The 21466-nt window shown below is 51.8% G+C and carries 24 protein-coding genes; 12 read left to right on the top strand and 12 right to left on the bottom strand.

The genetic code is table 11. The features are described from left to right. Window positions 1-43: 43 nt before the first annotated feature. From AC07N2_RS03110 to AC07N2_RS03075, 8 genes are all read right to left on the bottom strand, one after another. Window positions 44-301 carry a BTH_I0359 family protein gene (locus tag AC07N2_RS03110; RefSeq protein ID WP_494776954.1) on the bottom strand — a complete coding sequence of 86 codons (258 nt, stop codon included), beginning with the start codon at window positions 299-301 and terminating at the stop codon, window positions 44-46. Window positions 302-567: 266 nt separating this feature from the next. Next, on the bottom strand, window positions 568-945 hold the full coding sequence (locus AC07N2_RS03105) for a GTPase (RefSeq protein WP_494776953.1): 378 nt from the start codon (window positions 943-945) through the stop codon (window positions 568-570). Next, window positions 942-1661: a response regulator gene (locus tag AC07N2_RS03100; RefSeq protein ID WP_494776952.1), complete on the bottom strand. Its 720-nt coding sequence runs from the start codon at window positions 1659-1661 to the stop codon at window positions 942-944. The genes AC07N2_RS03105 and AC07N2_RS03100 overlap by 4 nt, the downstream gene beginning before the upstream one ends. 50 nt (window positions 1662-1711) lie before the next feature. Then, window positions 1712-4018 carry a sensor histidine kinase gene (locus AC07N2_RS03095; protein ID WP_494776951.1) on the bottom strand — a complete coding sequence of 769 codons (2307 nt, stop codon included), beginning with the start codon at window positions 4016-4018 and terminating at the stop codon, window positions 1712-1714. Further along, the gene (locus AC07N2_RS03090; protein ID WP_494778103.1) at window positions 4015-4551 is read right to left on the bottom strand and encodes a DUF4390 domain-containing protein; all 537 of its coding nucleotides are present in this window, start codon (window positions 4549-4551) and stop codon (window positions 4015-4017) included. Before AC07N2_RS03090 ends, AC07N2_RS03095 begins: the two co-directional genes overlap by 4 nt. Before the next feature lie 105 nt (window positions 4552-4656). Then, entirely contained in the window at window positions 4657-5973 is a 1317-nt protein-coding gene (gene rsmB / locus AC07N2_RS03085; protein WP_494776950.1) for a 16S rRNA (cytosine(967)-C(5))-methyltransferase RsmB, read from the bottom strand. A gap of 365 nt (window positions 5974-6338) precedes the next feature. Beyond that, a complete protein-coding gene (locus AC07N2_RS03080) occupies window positions 6339-6683 on the bottom strand; it encodes a DUF1840 domain-containing protein (protein ID WP_076592614.1) in 345 nt (114 codons plus the stop codon). Between the two features lie 89 nt (window positions 6684-6772). After that, entirely contained in the window at window positions 6773-7267 is a 495-nt protein-coding gene (locus AC07N2_RS03075) for a hypothetical protein (protein ID WP_494776949.1), read from the bottom strand. Between the two features lie 4 nt (window positions 7268-7271). Here AC07N2_RS03075 and AC07N2_RS03070 point away from each other — a divergent pair, with 4 nt between their 5' ends. Beyond that, entirely contained in the window at window positions 7272-7511 is a 240-nt protein-coding gene (locus AC07N2_RS03070; RefSeq protein WP_494776948.1) for a hypothetical protein, read from the top strand. On the opposite strand, the gene AC07N2_RS03065 is transcribed toward AC07N2_RS03070, so the two are convergent. Beyond that, a complete protein-coding gene (locus AC07N2_RS03065; protein WP_494776947.1) occupies window positions 7508-9211 on the bottom strand; it encodes a methyl-accepting chemotaxis protein in 1704 nt (567 codons plus the stop codon). The genes AC07N2_RS03070 and AC07N2_RS03065 overlap by 4 nt on opposite strands. Window positions 9212-9562: 351 nt before the next feature. Between AC07N2_RS03065 and AC07N2_RS03060 the strand changes: the two genes are divergently transcribed. Genes AC07N2_RS03060 through AC07N2_RS03050 form a run of 3 tightly spaced genes read left to right on the top strand, consistent with a single transcriptional unit; the run spans window position 9563 to window position 10958 of the window. Beyond that, window positions 9563-10348 carry a 5'-3' exonuclease gene (locus tag AC07N2_RS03060; protein WP_494776946.1) on the top strand — a complete coding sequence of 262 codons (786 nt, stop codon included), beginning with the start codon at window positions 9563-9565 and terminating at the stop codon, window positions 10346-10348. 37 nt (window positions 10349-10385) lie between these two features. After that, a complete protein-coding gene (locus AC07N2_RS03055) occupies window positions 10386-10634 on the top strand; it encodes a hypothetical protein (RefSeq protein ID WP_494776945.1) in 249 nt (82 codons plus the stop codon). A gap of 36 nt (window positions 10635-10670) precedes the next feature. Next, window positions 10671-10958 carry a hypothetical protein gene (locus AC07N2_RS03050; RefSeq protein ID WP_494776944.1) on the top strand — a complete coding sequence of 96 codons (288 nt, stop codon included), beginning with the start codon at window positions 10671-10673 and terminating at the stop codon, window positions 10956-10958. A gap of 239 nt (window positions 10959-11197) precedes the next feature. Here AC07N2_RS03050 and AC07N2_RS03045 read toward each other — a convergent pair whose 3' ends face one another. From AC07N2_RS03045 to AC07N2_RS03035, 3 genes are all read right to left on the bottom strand, one after another. Next, on the bottom strand, window positions 11198-12721 hold the full coding sequence (locus AC07N2_RS03045; RefSeq protein ID WP_494776943.1) for a YifB family Mg chelatase-like AAA ATPase: 1524 nt from the start codon (window positions 12719-12721) through the stop codon (window positions 11198-11200). 42 nt (window positions 12722-12763) lie between these two features. After that, complete coding sequence (locus AC07N2_RS03040; RefSeq protein ID WP_494776942.1) at window positions 12764-13123, bottom strand: aminoacyl-tRNA synthetase; 360 nt, start codon at window positions 13121-13123, stop codon at window positions 12764-12766. Window positions 13124-13239: 116 nt separating this feature from the next. After that, entirely contained in the window at window positions 13240-13479 is a 240-nt protein-coding gene (locus AC07N2_RS03035) for an accessory factor UbiK family protein (protein ID WP_494778102.1), read from the bottom strand. Window positions 13480-13711: 232 nt separating this feature from the next. Between AC07N2_RS03035 and AC07N2_RS03030 the strand changes: the two genes are divergently transcribed. The 8 genes from AC07N2_RS03030 to ptsP all read left to right on the top strand — a co-directional run bounded on the left by AC07N2_RS03030 (window position 13712) and on the right by ptsP (window position 21465). Beyond that, complete coding sequence (locus AC07N2_RS03030; RefSeq protein ID WP_494776941.1) at window positions 13712-14452, top strand: TorF family putative porin; 741 nt, start codon at window positions 13712-13714, stop codon at window positions 14450-14452. Window positions 14453-14477: 25 nt separating this feature from the next. Next, complete coding sequence (locus AC07N2_RS03025) at window positions 14478-14816, top strand: P-II family nitrogen regulator (RefSeq protein ID WP_011869727.1); 339 nt, start codon at window positions 14478-14480, stop codon at window positions 14814-14816. 16 nt (window positions 14817-14832) lie between these two features. Beyond that, complete coding sequence (locus AC07N2_RS03020) at window positions 14833-16251, top strand: ammonium transporter (protein WP_494778101.1); 1419 nt, start codon at window positions 14833-14835, stop codon at window positions 16249-16251. A gap of 201 nt (window positions 16252-16452) precedes the next feature. Further along, entirely contained in the window at window positions 16453-17751 is a 1299-nt protein-coding gene (gshA, locus tag AC07N2_RS03015; RefSeq protein ID WP_076592598.1) for a glutamate--cysteine ligase, read from the top strand. Window positions 17752-17900: 149 nt separating this feature from the next. Next, window positions 17901-18857 carry a glutathione synthase gene (gene gshB / locus AC07N2_RS03010; protein WP_494776940.1) on the top strand — a complete coding sequence of 319 codons (957 nt, stop codon included), beginning with the start codon at window positions 17901-17903 and terminating at the stop codon, window positions 18855-18857. A gap of 70 nt (window positions 18858-18927) precedes the next feature. Then, the gene (locus tag AC07N2_RS03005; protein WP_076592596.1) at window positions 18928-19335 is read left to right on the top strand and encodes a PTS sugar transporter subunit IIA; all 408 of its coding nucleotides are present in this window, start codon (window positions 18928-18930) and stop codon (window positions 19333-19335) included. Window positions 19336-19359: 24 nt separating this feature from the next. Further along, window positions 19360-19629: an HPr family phosphocarrier protein gene (locus AC07N2_RS03000; RefSeq protein ID WP_011979400.1), complete on the top strand. Its 270-nt coding sequence runs from the start codon at window positions 19360-19362 to the stop codon at window positions 19627-19629. Window positions 19630-19716: 87 nt separating this feature from the next. Continuing rightward, window positions 19717-21465 carry a phosphoenolpyruvate--protein phosphotransferase gene (gene ptsP / locus AC07N2_RS02995; protein WP_494776939.1) on the top strand — a complete coding sequence of 583 codons (1749 nt, stop codon included), beginning with the start codon at window positions 19717-19719 and terminating at the stop codon, window positions 21463-21465. Window position 21466 lies beyond the last annotated feature (1 nt).

Raw genomic sequence — 21466 nt, 5'->3', positions numbered from 1 at the left:
CTGCATTGGGCGCATCCGGCCAATGCAGGCAGTAGAAAACAGCTTAATGTATCGTGACTGCCTGGCTCATGAATGAATCGTAATTGCCAAGAAACTCATCGATCTCTTCCACGCTAGGTTCGGTCGCAATCAGTTCCCGCACATTCTGGCGGAATGACTCTGCGGATGCTCCGGCGATGAAGATTTCACGTTTGGCCGGTTTGTCCATGATTTCAAAGCCGCCAAAACGCAGGGCGTCCTGCCCATCGTCAACGCCGAATTCCACGACGCTGTATTGCTCGCTGTTGTAGATCACGTTCATATAATTCTCCTGTCGCTATTGCAATGAAGAAATCATCGCGTTGATAGGGAAGTGGCGCTACTTGGAGCAATTTCAAGTGTTGGACATTCATTCCGTCCATAAGTTGGTAACGGCGTGTAACAACAGAAATTAAGTGCTGTGAGGCAAGATTAACAAGGTAGTACGTGATAACGCGTAGAGCTTGTCGGTTATCTCTTGTAAGAACGCGTCATTCCCGCATCGGGTTGACGCAGAAAATTCGGTTTTCAGAAGATCGTAAAGGGTTCTTAGTGCGGCGCTGCGTTGTCGCACACGATATCGTCGGTGAGCATGAGCAAACTATCGTAAGGCGCTTGTGTGAGGAAGAGACGGAGTTGCGCGATGTGTTCGCTGTTGGCAACGCTGATATACAGTCGTGCCGGTTTGTCGCGCAGCATGCGGTTGAGGGTAACGCGCATGATCATGTTGCCAGTACAACACATGCAGCCGGGGGCTATGCGTGCGATCTTCAGCTTGGAGTTGACTGCCAATGCGTCAAGGTCGCTGTGCCCGTCGGGCAAACCTTCGAGGATGATGGCAGTGTCTAGATTGGCGTCGATGTGAGTGTAGATCGTGGCTTCGCGGATGGCGGCGCGTCCGCCCAGCACCAGAGACGCAAGTGTCATAGTCCTTTTTTGGCGATCTTGCCTGGTTCAACACCAAGCTGCTTGAGCTTGCGGTACAGATGCGTGCGTTCCAGACCGGTCTTTTCGGCTACGCGCGTCATGCTGCCGCCTTCCTGGCCGAGATGATGCTCGAAGTAGGCGCGTTCAAAGGCGTCGCGTGCTTCGCGCAAAGGCAATTCAAACGAAGCGGTAAAGAATTGCGTATCGGCTGACATCAGCGGAGACGGGACGATTTGCGGATACATTTGGCTGGAGGCCGTAGGTACAGATTTGTCCAGTGACAGATGGTTGTGGCTATCAACAGACGCGATCGGTGCGCGTACCGGCATCGTTGCGATCCGTGTGACTTCCTGCCCACGTGTGAGGCCCTGTTGCACGGCCTTCAACAATTTCTGCAGCGAAATTGGTTTTTCGAGGAAGTTGAGTGCGCCGATGCGGGTGGCTTCTACTGCGGTGTCGATGGTGGCATGACCAGACATCATGATGACTGGCATGGTCAGCATACCGTCGCGTTGCCATTCCTTGAGCAGTGTGACGCCGTCGGTATCGGGCATCCAGATGTCCAACAGGACCAAATCGGGTTTAGCTGCCGCACGGAGCTCGCGCGCCTGCTGTGCATTCTCTGCGGTTGCCACGACATGCCCTTCATCCCCGAGGATTTCCGAGAGCAATTCGCGTATGCCCATTTCGTCGTCAACAACTAGAATATTTGCCATCTGTTTCCCTCCCTCATCTTGATTGCCCTCCCAATGCGCTGTGTTTTATTTCAGCTTTCATCGGAAGATAACTTTAACAGCAAAATCGCCACTTTCGCACCGTTCATATCACTGCGGTTCTTTATATCGATGCGCCCACCGTGCTCTTCGATAATTTTCTTTACCATCGCCAATCCTAGGCCGGTGCCGCGTGGTTTGGAGGTGATATAGGGTTCAAATGCATGCGCCAGTATCTTCGGCGTGAAGCCGGGACCGTTGTCGGTGATCGTCAGCTGTACAGCGTTACTGACGGCGCCATCTGAACTCCGATAATGAATTTCCTCGGTAATGATATCAATACGCGGAGCAGCTTCCTGTTCGCCACGATCGGCTACGGCATCTTGCGCATTTTGCAGCAAATTATGGATAACCTGACGCAACTGGGTCGGATCACCCATGATCATTGGCAAGTCTTGTGCCAGTGAAGCATGAATGATGTCGCGCTCATCTCCGGCCAGGTAAAGGTGCAGGATTTCCTCAATCAAGGCATTCAAATCCAGCGACGATAAAACGGCCGGCGGCGTCTTCGCGTAATCGCGGAAGTCATCGACCATGCGCTTCATCGCAGAGACCTGATTGACGATGGTGGTCGTGCTGCGCTCGAGGACTTGTGCATCCGGCCCGCTTAATTTGCCTTCCAGCTTCATCTGCAGTCGTTCGGCCGATAGCTGAATCGGCGTTAACGGATTCTTGATCTCGTGCGCCAAACGACGGGCGACTTCGCCCCAGGCTATCGAGCGCTGGGCAGAAATCACGTCGGAAATATCATCGAACACGACGACATAACTACCTTCTCTTGCACCAGGTAGACGCGAACCACGCGCCAACAAGGAAATATCGTTTTCCATTTCCGGGCCGCCCATACGGCGCGGGACATCAATTTGGTGTTGCCAATGCAAGGTTTCGGCTCCAGCGCGGCCGGCTGCCGATTGTGCACTTTGTTCGGAGAAGGATTGCGTGATCACTTGCGCAAAGGCACTGAGTCCATCGATCTCTTTCAATGGTTTGCCGATGTGCTGGGCAAAATCATGCTGCAGTATGCGCTCAACTGATTCGTTACAAGTAACTAGTTTGAAGTTGCGATCCAAAACCATCACGCCGGCCGACATATTGGCCAATACCGACTCTAGGTAGCTTTTGGCATTTTCCAGTTCTGAGCGATTTTTTTCAACCGATGCGCGTGCGTCAAATAGCTGGCGCGTCATCGTGTTAAACGATTGCGTCAGCGTGCCGAGTTCGTCCGAGGTGGCAATGATAGGACGCGGTGACAGATTGCCTTCCGCGACGGCCTTGGTACCTTCGGCCAGCAGCAGCAATGGTTTTGCCAAGTCAGTGGCGATCAGGAATGCGCCGGCGATGGCACCGAAAATGGCGAGCAGCAGGGTCAGCGTCAGTGTCACAATATAAATCTTGCGCAAGCCGGTACGTGCCAGATAACGTTCCTGATATTCGCTATAGGCCACGCGCAAGGCTTCCGCATTCGCTGCAAGCTGTGCCGGTACCGGTTGCAACAATTGCAGATAGCGCGATTCGGTTTGCAGCGATAGCGCCTTGCTGGAGTTGGGGATTTCGACCACAACGCGCAGATGCAAACTATCGGCGGCATTGGTTGCCGTCAGCGTATTGGTTTTAGGTTTCTTGATGGATGGAATGTCATCCTGAAAATCGTTATTGCCTTCGATCACCGCATACGCGCGGGTCAGACGTGCCTGACGCAGCATGGCGGCAGTGGGTAGATCGGGTAATAGTGCACTCAATTGCGAGCCTGAGCTGGCGATCATCTGTCCGTTGCTGGTGACGATGACTGCTTCCTGCATCAGGTTTTGATCACGCATGCGCGATAGCTGCGTGATCTGCATCGCATCCGACAGATCGGATAATTCCAGCGCCATATTGCGCGCCTTCGTTTGCAGCTCATTCAGTGAGGAGTCGAGCGCGGCACGACCAAGGTTGAGGCCGGATTCCAGTGCAGATTCGACGCGCACGTCAAACCATGATTCGATGGAGCGCGAAACGAATTGCACGGAGACGGTATAGATCACGACGCCGGGCAGAATGCCGATGATGGCAAACAAAAATACCAGGCGCATCATCAGCTTGGAGCCGAACTTGCCGCGTTTGTAGCGCTTGAACAGACGCACCAGCAGCAATACGACCAAAGTCAGCAAAGCTGCTGCGACGACCGCATTGAGTATCAGCAGCCACGGGTAATTCTGTTCGAACAGGTTGGAATTTTCAGATGCTGATGCGAGCAGGAACAACAAGATACTGACAACTGCCCCACCGACAACGAGCAGATATCGAAGCAGTCTGGTCACTGACGTTCTGCCGTATAAGTAAAGCGCTTCCAGCTCGATGACAAGCGCCAGTCGCTGCTGTTCATCGCATGTACCTGGAAGGGTTTGGGCAATTGGGCGACGTCGAGTTGCATGCGGATCGCAACTTCGTAGGTTTGCCCGACTTTCAAAGCATTGCTGTCTGCTACTACCCAGCGATTCGGGCGACGCACCATGGACAAGGCATCATCCAGCGTGGCAAAGCTTTGTTGCAGACGGCCACTAATCGCAGCGTGGTATTGGCGTGTGAGGACGTTATAAGAAATCCGGATGGTTTGACTCTCGGTGATTTCTTTGGCGTCAAACCAATACCAGCGTGGCTTGGTAATTTCGATATCGGTCGTGAAGTAGAGTGGGATGCCGCGCATCAACGCATCTTCCAGGCCGCGGCTCAGATCGAAGGAGTAAGTCGCAGAGAGACGATAACCTTCGCTGCTGTCTTCCAGACGTGCTTGTTCTATCTCTATACTTTCAGCAGCGTATGCAGCCGTGTGTTGCAGCGAGAACGCCAGCATCACAATGGCGCACAGCCAGTAGAAAGAAAGAGAAAGTTTTCGTTTCACGCGTCTTGGGAAGGCAGATCAATCTGCCTGATAAGTTAAGTAGGTTGCGTTAAAAGCTCAGGATGCTGATTTCTGAAACAGTGCATAAAACAAGCCATCATGATCATTCTCTGCATTTGCGGTCGGTAATAATTGACCGGGTGCAGGCAAACGAATCGCATTATTCCGCACAGCAAATGCTGCAGCTTGCGCTTCCGACTCCTGCGGCCACAGAGAACAAGTGACAAACAGCAATTTACCATCCGGCCCTAGCATCTGCCAAAGGTTGTCTAGGATTTCGGCTGAAATTGTCGCCAGTTGTGTTGTATCCGCTTTGCGACGCAACCAGCGTATATCCGGATGACGTCGCACGATGCCAGAAGCGGTGCATGGAACGTCAGCCAAAATGCGATCGAAAGGTTTGCCATCCCACCAGCTGGTATCGCTGGCGTCACCTGTTTGCAAGGATGCGGTCAACTGAAGACGTGTGAGATTCTCTTCGATACGCGCCATGCGGCGTGGGTCGTTGTCCAGCGCGACTAATTCGACGTCGGCAGTTTCCAGGATGTGACCGCTTTTGCCGCCTGGCGCTGCGCAAGCATCCAGTACGCGCATGCCATCCCGCACATCCAGCAATGACGCGGCTAATTGTGCCGCGGCATCTTGTACTGAGACCAAACCATTGCTGAAGCCGGGAATTTGATTCACCGGTGTTGGTTGCGCCAGCTTGATCGCATCAGGGCCAATTTTGGTGGCAACGATGTCTTGCTGCGCCAAAGTGGCAAGGTAATCGGCTATGTTTGTTTTGCGTTTATTGACACGCAAGGTGAGCGGCGGTGCTGCATTGCCAGCTTCGAGTATGGCTTGCCAATCTTTCGGATAAGCCGAGCGCATGCGGTCTATCCACCAATCCGGATAATTCCAGCGCGCTTTTTGCGTGCCACCGACGCTTTTTTGCAGTGCATCACGTTCGCGCAGGAAGCGGCGCAGAACGGCATTGACCATGCCTTTTGCGTGCGCCATGTCAGGATCTGCGGCTGCGGCAGTAACAGCTTGATCGACAACCGTAAATGCACTGTAACGTGCGTCAGACTCGGTTTCATTCGGATCAGAAATCAACGCCAGTGCACAGCACAGCAAGCCGTGCAAAATTGCCGGTTCGGTTTGCTTGGTGGTCATGGCATCGAGCAAGGCTTCGGCGCGTCCGATGTGGCGCATGCAATGATAAGAAAGATCTTGAATTGCGCCGCGTGCTTGTGGCGTTGCGCCGGTTTTCGCAAATATTTGCGCGAGCGCTTGCGGTAATGCAACGCCGCGGCCGACAGCGGCGATAGCTTGCGCTGCGCCATGCAGGCTGAAGGAAAGCGAGTCCGGCTTTAAATGAATGGTTGTCACGTTAGTTTTTCGTTAAAGCCAGGCGTGCCGAGTGCGGTAATGATGTCGCTCACGGAGTGTTCCAGCCAGAACCCGATGCCTGATGCCATGCATGAGTTCTTGAATTTTCAATGACGTGATTGTAGCGGCGCAAGCCGGTGCGCGCGCATCAAGGCGAGATAAATTACAAAAAGTTTGGGATATTGCGGGTAGCGTGCCGTGTTGGTGTTAATCCAGCCTATCTGGCTTGAATGCGCTGGACTTGTTGTGCAATGGGCATGAAACGAGGCAAAACAGGTGGAACAAGGCAGTTTGCAAGATGGAAACTGCCCTGCTCTTGCCGCCGTGGAAACGGGTGGCAATATTTCAATCAAAAACAGTGAGTATTAGACGCCCCACATTACATCGCGGTTTTCTGCATGCGCGGCGCGCAGCATTTCTAGTAATGGGTAGGCACGGGACGAGAAGTGGACGATTTGCGGTTGCTCGTGTTCATTATCATCGCCATTTTCACCGTGATGAGCGACAACATCGCGTTGCACGGCTTCAGATGCGAAATGGGCTTTGCTTTCCACGATTTCCGATTCCAGCAATTTAATGGCATTTGCTGTTTCTGCTGCGGTGATGACACCGCGTTTATGGTCTTTGTGTAGGAGATCGAGAATACGTTTTGCGTGTTCTTCGTACATCAATACCTCGGCGGCAGCTTTGGATTTGAACGTGATTAACATGAGCAGCCTCCTTGAAGTGAACGACGATTAAACATTAGCACGATTTTAATAACTCTTCTAGCAGAGTTGCATGCCGTGCGGCACTGTTTTCAATTCAGTTTGAAAGATGAAAAAAATGTGCCGACCAGCTCGCGCGTGACGGCTTTTTCAGAGCCGGTTACCACCAGTTGATATACGCGCTTATCTTTTGCGACAAAGCGTGCAAACAATACGCGTTTCTGATCATTGGTTGCAGCGCTGGCTGGTCCGTTTGCTTCCACTTCCATGACGGCGAGTTGGCCTGTTGCTGCGCCGTGTGCCATCGTCGACATTTTTTCTTGCTTGATGGTGCCGCCGATATTGTTGACCAATGCGGTTTTCATCGCGTTGAGTGACACTTGCGCTTGCATCGCATCAGGCAACTCTGCGGTACCGACCGCGAAGGTTACGCCATCGATGGACGATGCCGTCATCGTCATCGACACTGGTATGCCGTTCAAGTCGATCTTGCGAGTGAGCGTGGTTGGTTTGCTTGGCAAGGCGACCACGTAAGGTGCATCGCTGCTACGCACTTCGCGCCAATCGTATTTGGGTGTACACGCCACGAGTATGAGTGCAGCGGTGACGATTGTGATTTTAAGGATAAACCTTGCAGCAAAATTCATGGCAATAGATGTGAGCAATGCGTTCGGACGTGTATGGTACACCGCAGTGATGTCGCACCATGTAATGTCTGGATGCGAGGAGGTGAAGCAAGATTATTCTGCACGTGATGTGAATGATGCGAATAAAAAAAGACCAGCGTATGTGCTGGTCTTTTTTATGTGGGTTTGCTTCACTGAGAATTAAAATTCTTCCCAGTCATCGCCACCGCTAGTGACGGCAACTTTATCTTTCTTTGCAGAGTTGGTCAGCAATGGTTTTGCAGCTTGTGCACGTATGGCTGGTCTTGCAGTGTGCACGCGCGGTGCTCTTTCAAACGCGTCGGACAATGCGAGCTGGTTGCCATCTAGTTTGAATCGGCTGACGACCTGTGCCAGATTGCTGGCTTGGTCCTGCAACGATTCGGCGGCGGCAGCAGCTTCTTCAACCAATGCGGCATTTTGTTGTGTGACTTGATCCATCTGTCCGATCGCTTGATTGATTTGATCGATGCCTGAACTTTGTTCCTGGCTGGCGGCCATGATTTCCGCCATGATGTCCGTCACGCGCTTCACGCTGTCGACGATTTCATTCATCGTGCTGCCAGCTTCGTTCACTAGCTTGCTGCCAGCTTCGACTTTGCTGACAGAGTCGCCGATCAGTGTTTTGATTTCTTTGGCGGCAGCGGCAGAGCGTTGTGCCAGATTGCGCACTTCGGTCGCAACGACGGCAAAACCGCGACCTTGTTCGCCAGCGCGGGCTGCTTCGACGGCTGCGTTCAGCGCGAGAATATTGGTTTGGAAAGCGATGCCATCAATGACACTGATGATGTCGACGATCTTGTGTGCCGATTCATTGATCGATTCCATCGTGTGCACGACTTCCAATACAACGGAGCCGCCTTTGACTGCGACATCGGAGGCGGAGCCTGCCAGGCTGTTGGCTTGACGCGCATTGTCTGCATTCTGTTTGACGGTCGATGTCAGCTGGCCCATGGACGCAGCAGTTTCTCCGAGTGAGCTGGCCTGTTCTTCCGTGCGTGACGATAAATCCAGATTGCCGGACGCAATCTGACGTGATGCCGTGGCGATGGTTTCTGTGCCGTTGCGAACTTCTGATACGGTTTTGTGCAGACTGCGTGTCATGTCTTTCAAGGCTTGCATCAATTGACCTGTTTCATCATTTGATTCCACATCGATCTTCACCGACAGATCACCGGCCGCAACAGTGCGTGCGACATCGACAGCGTGATTCAACGGTCGCGTGATACTGACAGCCAGACGCCATGCGAAGAAGACGCCGAGTGCGACAGCGGCTAGTAACAAGCCTATCAGCAAGCTGCGACCAGAGATAAATGCTGCATTGATTGATGTGCCGGCCTCATCGATCAGGCGTTTTTCGTTATTGAGGATGGCTTCTATCGATTTGGTATAGGCGCTCATCGCAGGCAACATGATGTCTGTCGTGACCTGATTAACGTCCGCCATACGACCTTCTTTTTTTGCCTTGAAGACTTCTTGGCGGCTATCCCGATAGACGGCACGTGCGCTGAGAACTTGTTCGAACAGGCGCTTGTCTTCCGGCGTTTTGATCAAGCCTTCCACTATTTTTTGTATGTCATTGACGCGCGCGCTTTGTGTCGCCATCTGATCTTGAAAGAGTTTTTCGTCTGCAGCATCTGTTGCTTTAGCCGCGGAAAAAGTGCGTACGCTGTTGAGCGCAACTGCGTTTAACCATTCTTGTGCCAAGCGTTCCTTGGGCAGCATTTCATCGGCGACGACATTGGTGGCATTGCCGACTTCTTGCAAGCGCAAGATGCCAACGACTGTCATTACGATCATCAAGGTGAGCAGTAAAGCGAAGCCGAGACTGAGCCGGGTACTGATTTTAAGATTTGTGATTTTCATGGTGTTTCCAAGGTACGGCAGGTGAAATGGATATGCTGCGGAACGTACATGGCATCTTGTCGAAGTATTCGACCGTCATGCTGAGAGGCGGGCAGGCGTGTTTGCTGATGTGCAGAAGCAGAGGCGCACTAGCAATGAATCGGTCGCCATTATGACTTAAATGTTAAAAATTGCCATGTGGAAACATTGCGATTGTTGGTGACTATCGCAAATATGCGACAAGAGATTGCCATTTTGTTGCTATATGCATAATTCATATGCAATTTCGGCGTTCTAAACGCTTGTAGAATGCCTATCTTTATTCGGCGCGAAGAGTTCCTTTGCGCTGTCGTTTGAATAAGGCTCCATTTCATGGGAAAACTGCTCGCGATTGACGGCCTTAACATTGTGCGGCGTGTGTATGAAGCCAATGTCGAGCCGGATACATCCACCAAAGCGGATGCCGCCTTGCGCCATTCCCTCGCATCGTTCAGAAAATTATTGGCGACGCATCAGCCTACGCATGTATTACCTGCCTTCGATTTCGGCGGCCATACGTGGCGGCACGATCTGTATGCGCGCTATCGCGAAAATCGTGAAGCCATGCCATCTGTACTGAAAGAGCGTCTCCCCGATTTTTATGCGCAGTTATCCGAATTGGGATTGCATGTTGTGTCCGTGCCGGAAGTGGAGGCTGATGATGTGATTGCAACCGGTGTGTTGCGTTGGCTGGCTGAAGGGCGTGGCGAAGCCATCATTGCATCGACAGACAAGGATCTGCATACCTTGATCGCACAAGGTGCAATTGTCTGGGATCACTTCAAAGGCGAATGGCACGATAGCAAATGGGTGGAAAGTAAATTCGGTGTGCCACCCGAGATGCTGGGCGATTTGCTGGCGTTGATGGGCGATGTCTCGGACAGTATTCCCGGCGTTTCCAAAGTGGGTGTGAAGACGGCCGCCAAGCTGTTGCAGAGTTACGGCAATATCGAGCGCATCATGGCAGGTGCCGGTATTCTGAAAGACACATTGGGCGAAAAATTGCGCAAGGATAAAGATCAGCTTTATCTCTCACGGCAATTGGTCGAACTGAAATCCGATGTGCGTATGGGCGTGACGTGGAATATGCTGGCTTTTGATGCAGAGCACGTGCGCTGATGGCGCAATTTATCTTCAATATTGTGTAAAAATTATTATGACTAACATTGATCAACGTTACATCGTTCAGCAACGCAGAACAGAGCCGCAGGAAAAAGATTTGCCGGTTTATGCGAAAGCAATGAAAAGCAAAGAAGGCGTCTTTGAAGGAGTCTCCTTTATCCGCAGTCGGGATAAGGCATCGGTCATGACCTTGGCAGAAGCGCAGCAAGCAGTCGCATGGGCCAAGGCGAAAAAACCTTTGGCCAAGTTATATGAGACGACGATTGTTCCGGTCGAGGAATAATCTTTCCTACGTTGGATGACTTGAGGAGTAAGAGACATGCGTCATATTTTTCTACTCGGTATTCTTGCTGCAATCACAGCACCAGCAATCGCCTCATCACCTGCGGCGTGGGATGAGTTGTACAGCGCAACAGCTAAAGCTTGTCTGCAAAAAAGCGGTTTGAAAAATCCGAGGATTGTTGAAGGTCCTGTGCTTTTCTCAGCAAATATTCTGTACCGTATTCGCGGTACTTGGCCACAGCCACACATGAAAGGCAAGACGGGCAAAGAGTATTGCCTGCATCCTTATCCAAACGGTGAGCCGGAAATTGTCGAAGCGCGCTGAGTGCGTGACGTATCTCTTACTTTAAAAAGCAAAACATAAAGCGCTCGATTGCCGATCGATAAAAGGGAAGAATATCGACCGGCAACGTCATCACGCAAACTTGTTGGAACGAAGGTATCCTGATAAAGGACATTCTTTGTTACTTGTTCTATATCCTTGAGTTAGCAATTCCCATGCCAGTGACATGTCAGTGTTGCCTATTCGCAATGCTGCTGTGGATGTTCTTGCTAATGCTCCGCTCACTGCTCACGCAAGGCGCGTCTATATTGAATGGCTTCTGCCACATGTGAATGACCGATCACTGGCGCATCGGCCAGATCGGCGATGGTGCGCGCGACCTTTAACACGCGATGATAAGCACGCGCCGACCAGTTAAGACGCGTCATTGCGGTGCGTAGCAGTTGTTCGCCAGCGTCATCGGGTTTGCAATGATGTTCTATCTCGCTGCTGGACAATAAATTATTGTTTTTGCCTTGGCGCGTGCTTTGCCGAGATGAGGCGTGTGCCACGCGTTGCGCGATATCGGCGGAAGGCTCGCCATTGGATTGCTTGAGCAAGTCTTCATGTGGCAGTGCGCCGACTTGAATCTGCATATCAATGCGATCGAGCAAAGGGCCGGAGATTTTTCCTTGGTAGCGTGTGATGACGTCAGGCGTGCAGCGGCATTTATTGGATGGATGTCCCAGGTATCCGCATGGGCAGGGATTCATTGCTGCGATCAATTGGAATTGCGCGGGGAAGTCCGCCTGTCGCGCTGCGCGTGAAATTGTGATTTGTCCTGACTCCAGCGGTTCGCGTAATACTTCCAGTACTGTACGACTGAATTCAGGCAGCTCATCGAGGAAAAGCACGCCGCGATGTGCGAGTGAAATTTCTCCCGGCCGTGGTGTGCCGCCGCCGCCAACCAATGCCACACCGGATGCAGTGTGATGCGGCGCACGATAAGGCCGGACTTTCCAGCGTGCACTACTGAAGCCGCTGGTCAGTGATTGCACGGCAGCGGATTCCAGTGCTTCATCATCCGTCATCGGCGGCAGAATGCCGGCAAAACGTGCAGCGAGCATGGACTTGCCTGTGCCTGGAGGACCAACCATTAGTAGACTATGGCCGCCAGCGGCCGCAACTTCCAATGCGCGTTTTGCCTGTATCTGCCCTTTTACTTCAGCCAGATCCGGGTAGCTGGGGCGGATGCTGATTGGTGCGGCGATATGGCGCGTCAGCCGCGCATCCGGGTCAAGAGCGGCGAAGTGTGCGCACACCTGCAAGAGCGAATCGGCTGGAAGTATCGTGACATCGTTGACCAAGGCCGCTTCGTCGGCATTCATGCGCGGCAAGATGAATGCACGCTGTTGGCCGCTTTTATCACCAGAACGGTGCATCGCAAAAGTCATCGCAAGCGCGCCGCGTATCGGACGCAATTCTCCGGACAAGGAGAGTTCACCAGCAAATTCGTATTGATCCAAGGTGTCGGCCGGCATTTGGCCGGAGGCGGCGAGTATGCCGAGCGCAATCGGTAAATCAAAGCGTCCCGATTCCTTGGGTAGATCAGCTGGTGCCAGATTGACGGTGATGCGACGTGCAGGAAATTCAAAGCCGGCATTCTGCAAGGCAGCACGCACGCGATCCTTGGATTCCTTCACTTCGGTTTCAGGCAGGCCAACTATTGTAAAGCTGGGTAATCCATTGGCCAGATGTACTTCGACGGTGACTTCCGGTGCTTGCATACCAGTCAGTGCGCGACTTCTCAAAACGGCTAAGCTCATTACCTTCCTTTTCGGATTGTTTTTGTTGTGGGCTTGTTGCTTTCAGTGTTTGCAATGCTTGGTGTGTTCCAGCTGCGTGATCACCGCCTTCACGATGGCGAATCTGATGGCCTGGCATTTACTTGGATGATCGGAAAAATGCACGACGGTTGTGCCAATGTGGACAGCTTTGCCGTTTGGATCAGTTGTTCCTTGATCGTAGCTGATGATCAGTTCGTATTCGGCTATCAATGGTCCGCAGGCTTGCCAGTCACGGGTCCATTTGGGCAAAAGCTTGGTATTTTCCCAGAGCGAGCCTGCACTCTCGTAAAACTCTTCTACATTGTGATGACCCAGCAGTTGCGCCAAGTGCCGCTCCTTGGCGACGCAACTGCGGAAATATTCTTCGTCGCTCATACGCATGGCTAGCCCCTTTTATTCTCATGTGCTGAAACGATACGGCCGTCGCGCTCGATAGAACTGAGCACGCTGTCAGTCATATCGTGTGTGACGCATATAAATACAGGCTGGGTGCGCCTTTATTTCTTCAACTGCGCTTCCAGAGCTGCGACTTGGGCTTCCAGTGTTTCAAGCTTGGCACGAGTGTTGGCCAATACTTGCGCCTGCACGTCGAATTCTTCCCGCGTTACCAGATCCAGTTTGGAAAATCCCTGGCTCATCATCGCCTTTACATTTTTTTCAATGTCCTTGGCTGGTGAGTTTTCCAGAGCCTGATTGATCTTGTCTTGCATATCAGTAAAGAAATTTGGCTTTTCCATCATATCCTCGAAATAAAGTGGTTATTTAGCACCATAAAGGTGCAATTGAGATTTGTGCGTGCTATAAAAGTGCGTATCGGGGCATATGCAAACAAGAAATATACGATCCGATAACTGTAAATGGTAAAAATGATAATACATCTAGTCTAAAAAAGGCTGGCATGAGTCCTGCTAAATAGGAATCGAAGATAACCAACGTTTGGTTTCTACATTCAACTTTAAAGGGAAGATCATGAAAAAACTGATTATTGCGGTTGCTGTGATGGGTGCATTCGCTGGTGGCGTGGCACACGCTCAAGAAGCTACACCAGAACATTCGTTCACTGGTAATTTTTCTGTAGTAAGCGACTATCGTTTCCGCGGCATTTCGCAAACCTTTAAACAACCAGCTGCTCAAGGTGGTTTCGACTACGCTCATTCTAGCGGTTTCTATGTCGGTAACTGGAACTCGAACGTCCACGATACAGCAATTAACGGCGGCTCTATTGAGATGGACTTCTACGGTGGCTACAAATTTGACATCGCGCCTGATTTGACTGGTGATGTCGGTGTTCTGTACTACTACTACCCAGGCGCGTTAAGCACTGCTTCTGGTAAAAAATACAATACGACAGAGCTGTATGCTGCCGGTACCTACAAATGGTTCACTTTGAAATATAGCAGCACAGTTTCCGATTTCTTCGGCGCTCCTGATACAAAAGGTTCGGGCTATGTTGAATTGAATGCAGCATTTGAAGTCGCTGATAAAACCACATTGGGTTTCCACGTTGGTCACCAAAAAGTACGTCATAACAGTGCGTCGGACTATACAGACTACAAAGTTTCCATCGCTCGTGATTTCGGCTTTGCGACCATTGGCTTAGCCGTCGTTGGTACTGATATTGATGGCGACCTTCCACTTGCTAATGCAAGCGGCAAAGTGAAAAAGACCGCTGGCACAACCGGTGTATTGTCGATCTCCAAAGCTTTCTAATTTAAAAATAACGTAAGAGGTTCCAATGAAACTGATTACCGCCATTATCAAGCCCTTCAAGCTGGATGAAGTGCGCGAAGCCTTGTCTGCGATCGGTGTGCAAGGCATTACCGTAACTGAAGTCAAAGGCTTCGGTCGCCAAAAAGGCCATACAGAGCTGTATCGTGGTGCTGAGTATGTGGTCGACTTTCTGCCTAAGACAAAAATCGAAGCTGCTGTCGATGATGCGATCGTTGATCGTGCCATCGAAGCAATCGAAACTGCGGCAAGAACCGGCAAAATAGGCGACGGCAAAATTTTCGTCTATGACTTGCAACAAGTCGTCCGCATCCGCACCGGCGAAACCGGTAAAGAAGCACTTTAAGGGGAATGAGATGAGTATGAAGAAAATGTTCACAAGTGCCCTTGCAACTGGTGCTTTGTTACTGGCGGTTGGATTTGCCGCACCAGCGATTGCTGAAGATGCTGCACCTGCAGCAGCGCCGGCTGCTGAAGCAGTGGTCGTTGTTACAGAAAAAGCAGTCGTAGAAGCTCCTGCAGCAGCGCCAGCCGCAGCGGCACCTGCTGCACCGGCCGCGCCGGAAGCAGTATTGAACACTGGTGATACTTCCTGGATGTTGACATCAACGATGCTGGTTATCTTGATGACGATCCCTGGTCTCGCCTTGTTCTACGGCGGCTTGGGTCGCTCGAAAAACATGTTGTCCGTGTTGATGCAGGTCTTCGTGATTTTCTCGACGATCACCATCCTCTGGTGCTTGTATGGCTACAGCCTGGTGTTTGCTGACGGTGGTTCCTTCGTTGGTACCTTCGGCAAGCTCTTCTTGAATGGCATCAAGCCGGAAACGCTGTCGGGGACCATTCCTGAATATGTGTTCGTTGCGTTCCAATCGACTTTCGCTGCGATTACTTGTGCACTGATCGTTGGTGCTTTCGCCGAGCGTATGAAGTTTGCTGCAGTGCTGGCTTTCAGCGTGCTGTGGTTCACATTCAGCTACATCCCGGTTGCACACATGGTGTGGGCTCCTACCGGTCTGTTGTTTGCTGATGGTGCACTCGACTTCGCTGGCGGTACCGTTGTTCACATCAATGCAGGTGTTGCTGGTTTGGTTGGCGCTTACATGGTTGGCAAACGTATCGGTTTCGGTAAAGAAGCAATGCCTCCGCATTCGCTGACATTGACGATGGTTGGTGCATCGTTGCTGTGGGTGGGCTGGTTTGGTTTCAATGCTGGTTCCGCTCTGGGTGCAAATCCGATTGCTGGTCTGGCATTCATCAACACGATTCTGGCAACTGGCGCTGCGACTCTGTCATGGATCACTGCTGAATCCATGCTCAAAGGTAAAGCTTCGATGTTGGGCGCTGCTTCGGGTGCGGTTGCTGGTCTGGTTGGCATCACGCCAGCTGCCGGTTTCGTCGGTCCTATGGGCTCCATCATCCTCGGCTTGCTCGTCGGTGTGATCTGCTTGTGGGGTGTAACTGGTCTGAAACGCTTGTTGGGTGCAGATGATGCGTTTGACGTGTTCGGCGTTCACGGTGTTGGCGGTATCTTCGGTGCACTTCTGACCGGTGTATTGGCTTCGCCATCATTCGGTGGTACCGGTGCAGCAGACTTCTCGATCGCTCATCAAGTGATGGTGCAATTCAAAGCTGTAGCGATCACCATCGTGTGGACTGCAGTTGTTGCCTTCATCATCTTCAAACTGGTTGATCTGGTTATCGGTCTGCGTGTCTCTGATGAAGCAGAACGCGAAGGCCTGGATATCACCAGCCACGGTGAAACAGCGTATCACTCCTGATTTGTTCCTCTCCCCGCGCAAGTGGGATTTGCAAAGCGCCTCTTCGGAGGCGCTTTTTTCATTTGGGGCTTTAAAAAAGCTTTTCAGCCCTAATCTACGTATGCCAAATTGAGTAAATCCGATTGCAATGCGGACGACGCAAGCGGTATTTCCCGTTAGAATCAGCTTCAATTAACGATAGTTTCAGAACATAAGGTTTATATGGTTCCGCATCTCGTCACGGCCTTGAATGGTCCGCTGCTCGACCTTGAGAAAAAAATCCTGAGCGCTACGCCAGCCATCGAGCGCTGGTTCCGGCTGGAATGGCAGGAACATACGCCGCCCTTTTATTGCTCGGTCGATTTGCGTAATGCCGGTTTCAAGCTGGCGCCAGTCGATACCAATCTTTTCCCTGGTGGTTTTAACAACCTTTCGCCAGAAATGTTGCCACTGGCGGTGCAGGCAGCGATGGCTGCGATTGAAAAATATTGTCCAGACGCCAAGAATTTATTGCTGGTTCCTGAAGGGCATACGCGCAATACCTTTTATCTGCAGAACGTCGCCCGCTTGATGCAGATCTTCCGTCAAACCGGTTTGAATGTACGTCTCGGCTCTTTGTCTCCAGATGTGACCGGACCGACGCCGATTGAGCTGCCGGATGGCACGACCTTGACGCTGGAGCCGCTGGAGCGCTCGCACAACGGTCGCCGCGTCGGTTTGAAGAACTTTGATCCGTGCACCATTCTGCTGAATAACGATTTATCGTCCGGCCTGCCGTCGATACTGGAAAACGTGAACGAGCAAAATCTGTTGCCGCCTTTGCACGCTGGCTGGGCTGTGCGACGTAAGACCAATCACTTCTCCGCCTACGATGAAGTGGTCAAGAAATTTGCCAAGTTAATCGACGTTGACCCATGGATGCTGAATCCGTATTTCATGAAATGCGAGAACGTCAATTTCAACGAGCACACAGGCGAAGATTGCCTGGCCTCAAATGTCGATACCCTGCTGGCGAAGATGCGCAAGAAGTACAAGGAATACGGCATCAAGGAAAAACCGTTCGTGATCATCAAGGCCGATGCCGGCACTTACGGCATGGGCATCATGACCGTGCACGATGCGAGTGAAGTCAAGGATCTGAACCGCAAGCAGCGTAACAAGATGTCGGTCGTCAAAGATGGTCTGGAAGTCACAGACGTGATTATTCAGGAAGGCGTACCGACTTTTGAGCACATCAATGAATCGGTCGCGGAGCCTGTGGTCTACATGATAGATCGCTACGTGGTTGGCGGCTTCTACCGTGTGCATGCAGAGCGCGGCAATGATGAAAATCTGAATGCGCCGGGCGCACATTACGTGCCGCTGGCATTTGCACACCAACACGCATTGCCGGATTACCAAGCCAAACCTGGTACTGCGGCGCCAAATCGCTTCTATATGTACGGTGTTGTTGCACGACTGGCCTTGCTGGCAGCGTCACTGGAAATGGAAAAAACCGATCCTAATCCGGAAGTGTATTAATGCTAAATTCGCCACCCTAACCGGTGGCGAATTTACTTCCTCGGTGAAAAAATCGACTTGGTGTCACAATTGAGTGGTTTGCAAATATGCCCACCAATAACATGCTTGCCCAGATTCAGTCGGGCAGCGCGCTTCTCAGGATGTATTGAATGAAATTAGCTTTTGTTGCCGATCCGCTGGATGGTTTCAAGATTTACAAGGACACGACGTACGCGATGATGACCGAAGCGGCACGCCGCGGTCATACCATCCATGTGTTTCAACACAAAGATATGGCCTTCGAAGGCGGCAAGGTCATCGCGAATGTGTCACGCGTAACGTTGACTGGCGGCGAGCAGGATGACTGGTATCGTCAGGACGCGCCAGTGGCACAGGAATTGACGGCCTTCGATGCAGTACTGGAACGCACCGATCCGCCCTTCAATATGGAATACATCTACGCGACCTATTTGTTGGAGTTGGCGCAGCAACAAGGCGCACGCATCTTCAACAAGCCGGAGGCGGTACGCAGCTTCAATGAAAAGCTTGCGATTGCACAATTCCCGCAATACATCGCGCCTACGCTGGTCACTAGCGATGCCGCTCGCGTGCGCGCTTTCCATCAAGAACATCGCGATATCATCCTCAAGCCGCTGGACGGCATGGGCGGTGCTGGTATCTTCCGCGTCAAGGACGATGCGTTGAACCTGGGTTCCATCATCGAAACGTTGTCGGATAACGGTCATCGGACCATTATGGTGCAGCGTTATATTCCAGAGATTACCGAAGGCGATAAACGCATTTTGTTGATAGGTGGACAAGTTGTGCCTTACTGCCTGGCGCGTATTCCGCAAGGGTCGGAAATCCGCGGTAATCTGGCAGTAGGCGGAATTGGTGTGGCGCGCGAAATATCGGCACGTGACCGTGAAATCGGTGAGGCTTTGGCGCCACTTTTGTTAAAAAGAGGCTTGTTACTGGTAGGATTGGACGCAATTGGTAATTACATGACTGAATTAAATGTAACCAGCCCAACTTGCTTCCAGGAAATTAAACAGCAAACCGGCTTCGATGTCGCTGCAATGTTCATCGATGCGCTGGAAAAGCACGCTGAAACATGGAATTCCTAAGTATTTGATGGGACTTGCCGGATTTTGCCGGCAATTCTGTCGTGAAAAAACGTTTGGATTAATTAAATAGATGGTCGGTATCCTGTTATTGACGCACGCACCTTTGGGGCAAGCCTTTATCTCGGCGGCAACCCATGTGTTCCGCACACGCCCGGAACGGCTGGATGCGGTCGACGTCAACGCAGATCAGGACACGCGTGAAGTTGAGCAACTCGCCAAGAAGGCCATCGTTGGTCTCGACGACGGTGCCGGCGTGCTGGTGATTACCGATGTCATGGGCGGGACACCATCGAACTGTACATTGGGCTTGTGCAATGTACCGAATGTGGCGGTCATTGCCGGTATCAGTTTGCCGATGTTGTTGCGCGCAATTACGTATCGGCAAGATACGCTGGATGTAGTAGTGGAAATGGCACTGGCGGGTGGTCAGGGCGGCGCGGTGAGGGTAGACAACCGTGTGCGGCTTTCGCCTAATTAATTTGAATTCAAATCTATAAGAAAAATGATTGAACAAGAAATTGAAATTATCAACAAACTCGGTCTGCATGCACGCGCATCGGCCAAACTGACGCAATTAGCCGCCAAGTACAAAAGCGAAGTCTGGATGACGCGCAATAAGCGTCGAGTCAACGCCAAGTCCATCATGGGAGTCATGATGCTGGCAGCCGGCAAGGGCGCCAAGGTCACACTGGAGACTGACGGACCGGACGAGAAAGAGTGCTTCGATGCGCTCGAACTGCTGATACAAAATAAATTCGGTGAAGGCGAGTAAGCCAGTAGACGTGGCAAGCGCCTTGCTTGCATCTGCAGGCTTCATTTTCGTATTGTCTTCAGGCCCTACTGATTCGGACCGATCCCGATGACTTCTTTTACGCTACACGGCATTCCAGTATCGCGCGGCATCGCAATTGGCCGCGCGCATATTCTTGCGCCAGCTGCACTCGATGTGCAGCATTATCTGGTGGCCGACGACCAAGTTGAAGCTGAAGTAGCGCGACTGCAATCGGCAATTGCCACCGTGCATGCCGAATTACAAAACATCTGGAACGAGCTACCGAAAGATGCACCAGCAGAGCTGGGCGCATTCATCGACGTGCACGCTTTGATCCTCTCCGATCCAATGATTTCCGAAATGCCTTTGGACATTATTCGCTCGCGTTATTACAACGCTGAGTGGGCATTGGTTACGCAGATTGAAGAATTGTCTGCGCAGTTCGAAGAAATCGAAGATACCTATTTGCGCGAACGCAGAGCTGACATTCAGCAAGTCGGCGAACGTGTGCTGAAAGTATTGACCGGTAGTGCCAATTTGTTGCCGAAGGCCGATGGCAGCGAAGGTAGTGCCAGCATGATCGTCGTGGCGCACGATATTTCACCGGCAGACATGCTGCAGTTTCGTAACCGCGCGTTTAATGGATTCATTACCGACGTCGGCGGGCAGAACTCGCATACCGCCATCGTTGCACGTAGCCTGGATATTCCGGCTACGGTTGGTGTCTCCAATGCTTCGGCACTGATAGTGCAAGGTGACTGGATCATCATCGACGGCGATGCCGGTGTGGTGGTGGTGGACCCGACATCGGTCGTACTTGATCAATATCGTGAGAAGCAGGCGCGCCAGATACGTGATCGCAAGAAGCTCGGCAAGCTGAAGAAAACACCATCGCTGACCATCGACGGCACGCCGATTACCTTGTTGGCAAATATCGAATTCCCGGACGATTGCGGCCATGCAATGGATGCTGGCGCGCATGGCGTTGGTTTGTTCCGTTCCGAATTCCTGTTTATGGGGCGCACCGGACACGCGAATCAATTGCCATCGGAAGATGAGCAATTTGCATCTTACAAGCGTGCCGTGATTGCAATGAAGGGACGTCCGGTCACGATACGTACACTGGATATCGGTGCCGATAAACCTTTGGACTTTGCCGAGCAGACAGCACTCAATCCAGCGCTGGGTTTGCGTGCGATTCGTTTTTGCCTGTCCGAACCACAAATGTTCCTGACGCAATTGCGTGCGATCTTGCGTGCATCCGCATTTGGCCCGGTCAAAATGCTGGTGCCTATGCTGGCACATGCGTTCGAGATCGATCAAACCTTGCTGATGATAGAGCAGGCGAAGACGCAGTTACGCGCAGAGAAAATCAAGTTCGATCCAGAGATGCCGGTAGGCGCAATGATAGAAATTCCTGCAGCTGCCTTGACGCTGCCGCTCTTCATCAAGCGCATGGATTTTCTGTCGATAGGTACGAACGATTTGATTCAATACACGCTGGCCATTGATCGCGTCGATCACGAAGTTGCGCACTTGTACAACCCTCTGCATCCTGCTGTGCTGTACTTGCTGTCGACTACGATTGCGATTGCAGCCAAAGCCGGTGTGCCGCTTTCTGTCTGCGGTGAGATGGCGGGCGATATCAGTATGACGCGCTTGCTGTTGGGCATGGGCTTGCGTGAATTCTCCATGCATCCGTCGCAATTGCTGGCCGTGAAGAATGAAATTTTGAATAGCGATTTGGGTGTGCTGGTACCGGCAACACGCAAAATCGCACGTACGTTTGAACCGAAGGCGATTGCCGAAGCGGTTGAAAAACTGCGTACCTTGTAAT

The organism is Herminiimonas sp. GW821-FHT09C12, from assembly GCF_059416385.1.
Note: the sequence above shows the minus strand (reverse complement) of the source record. Positions and strands in the feature narration are given on the sequence as shown.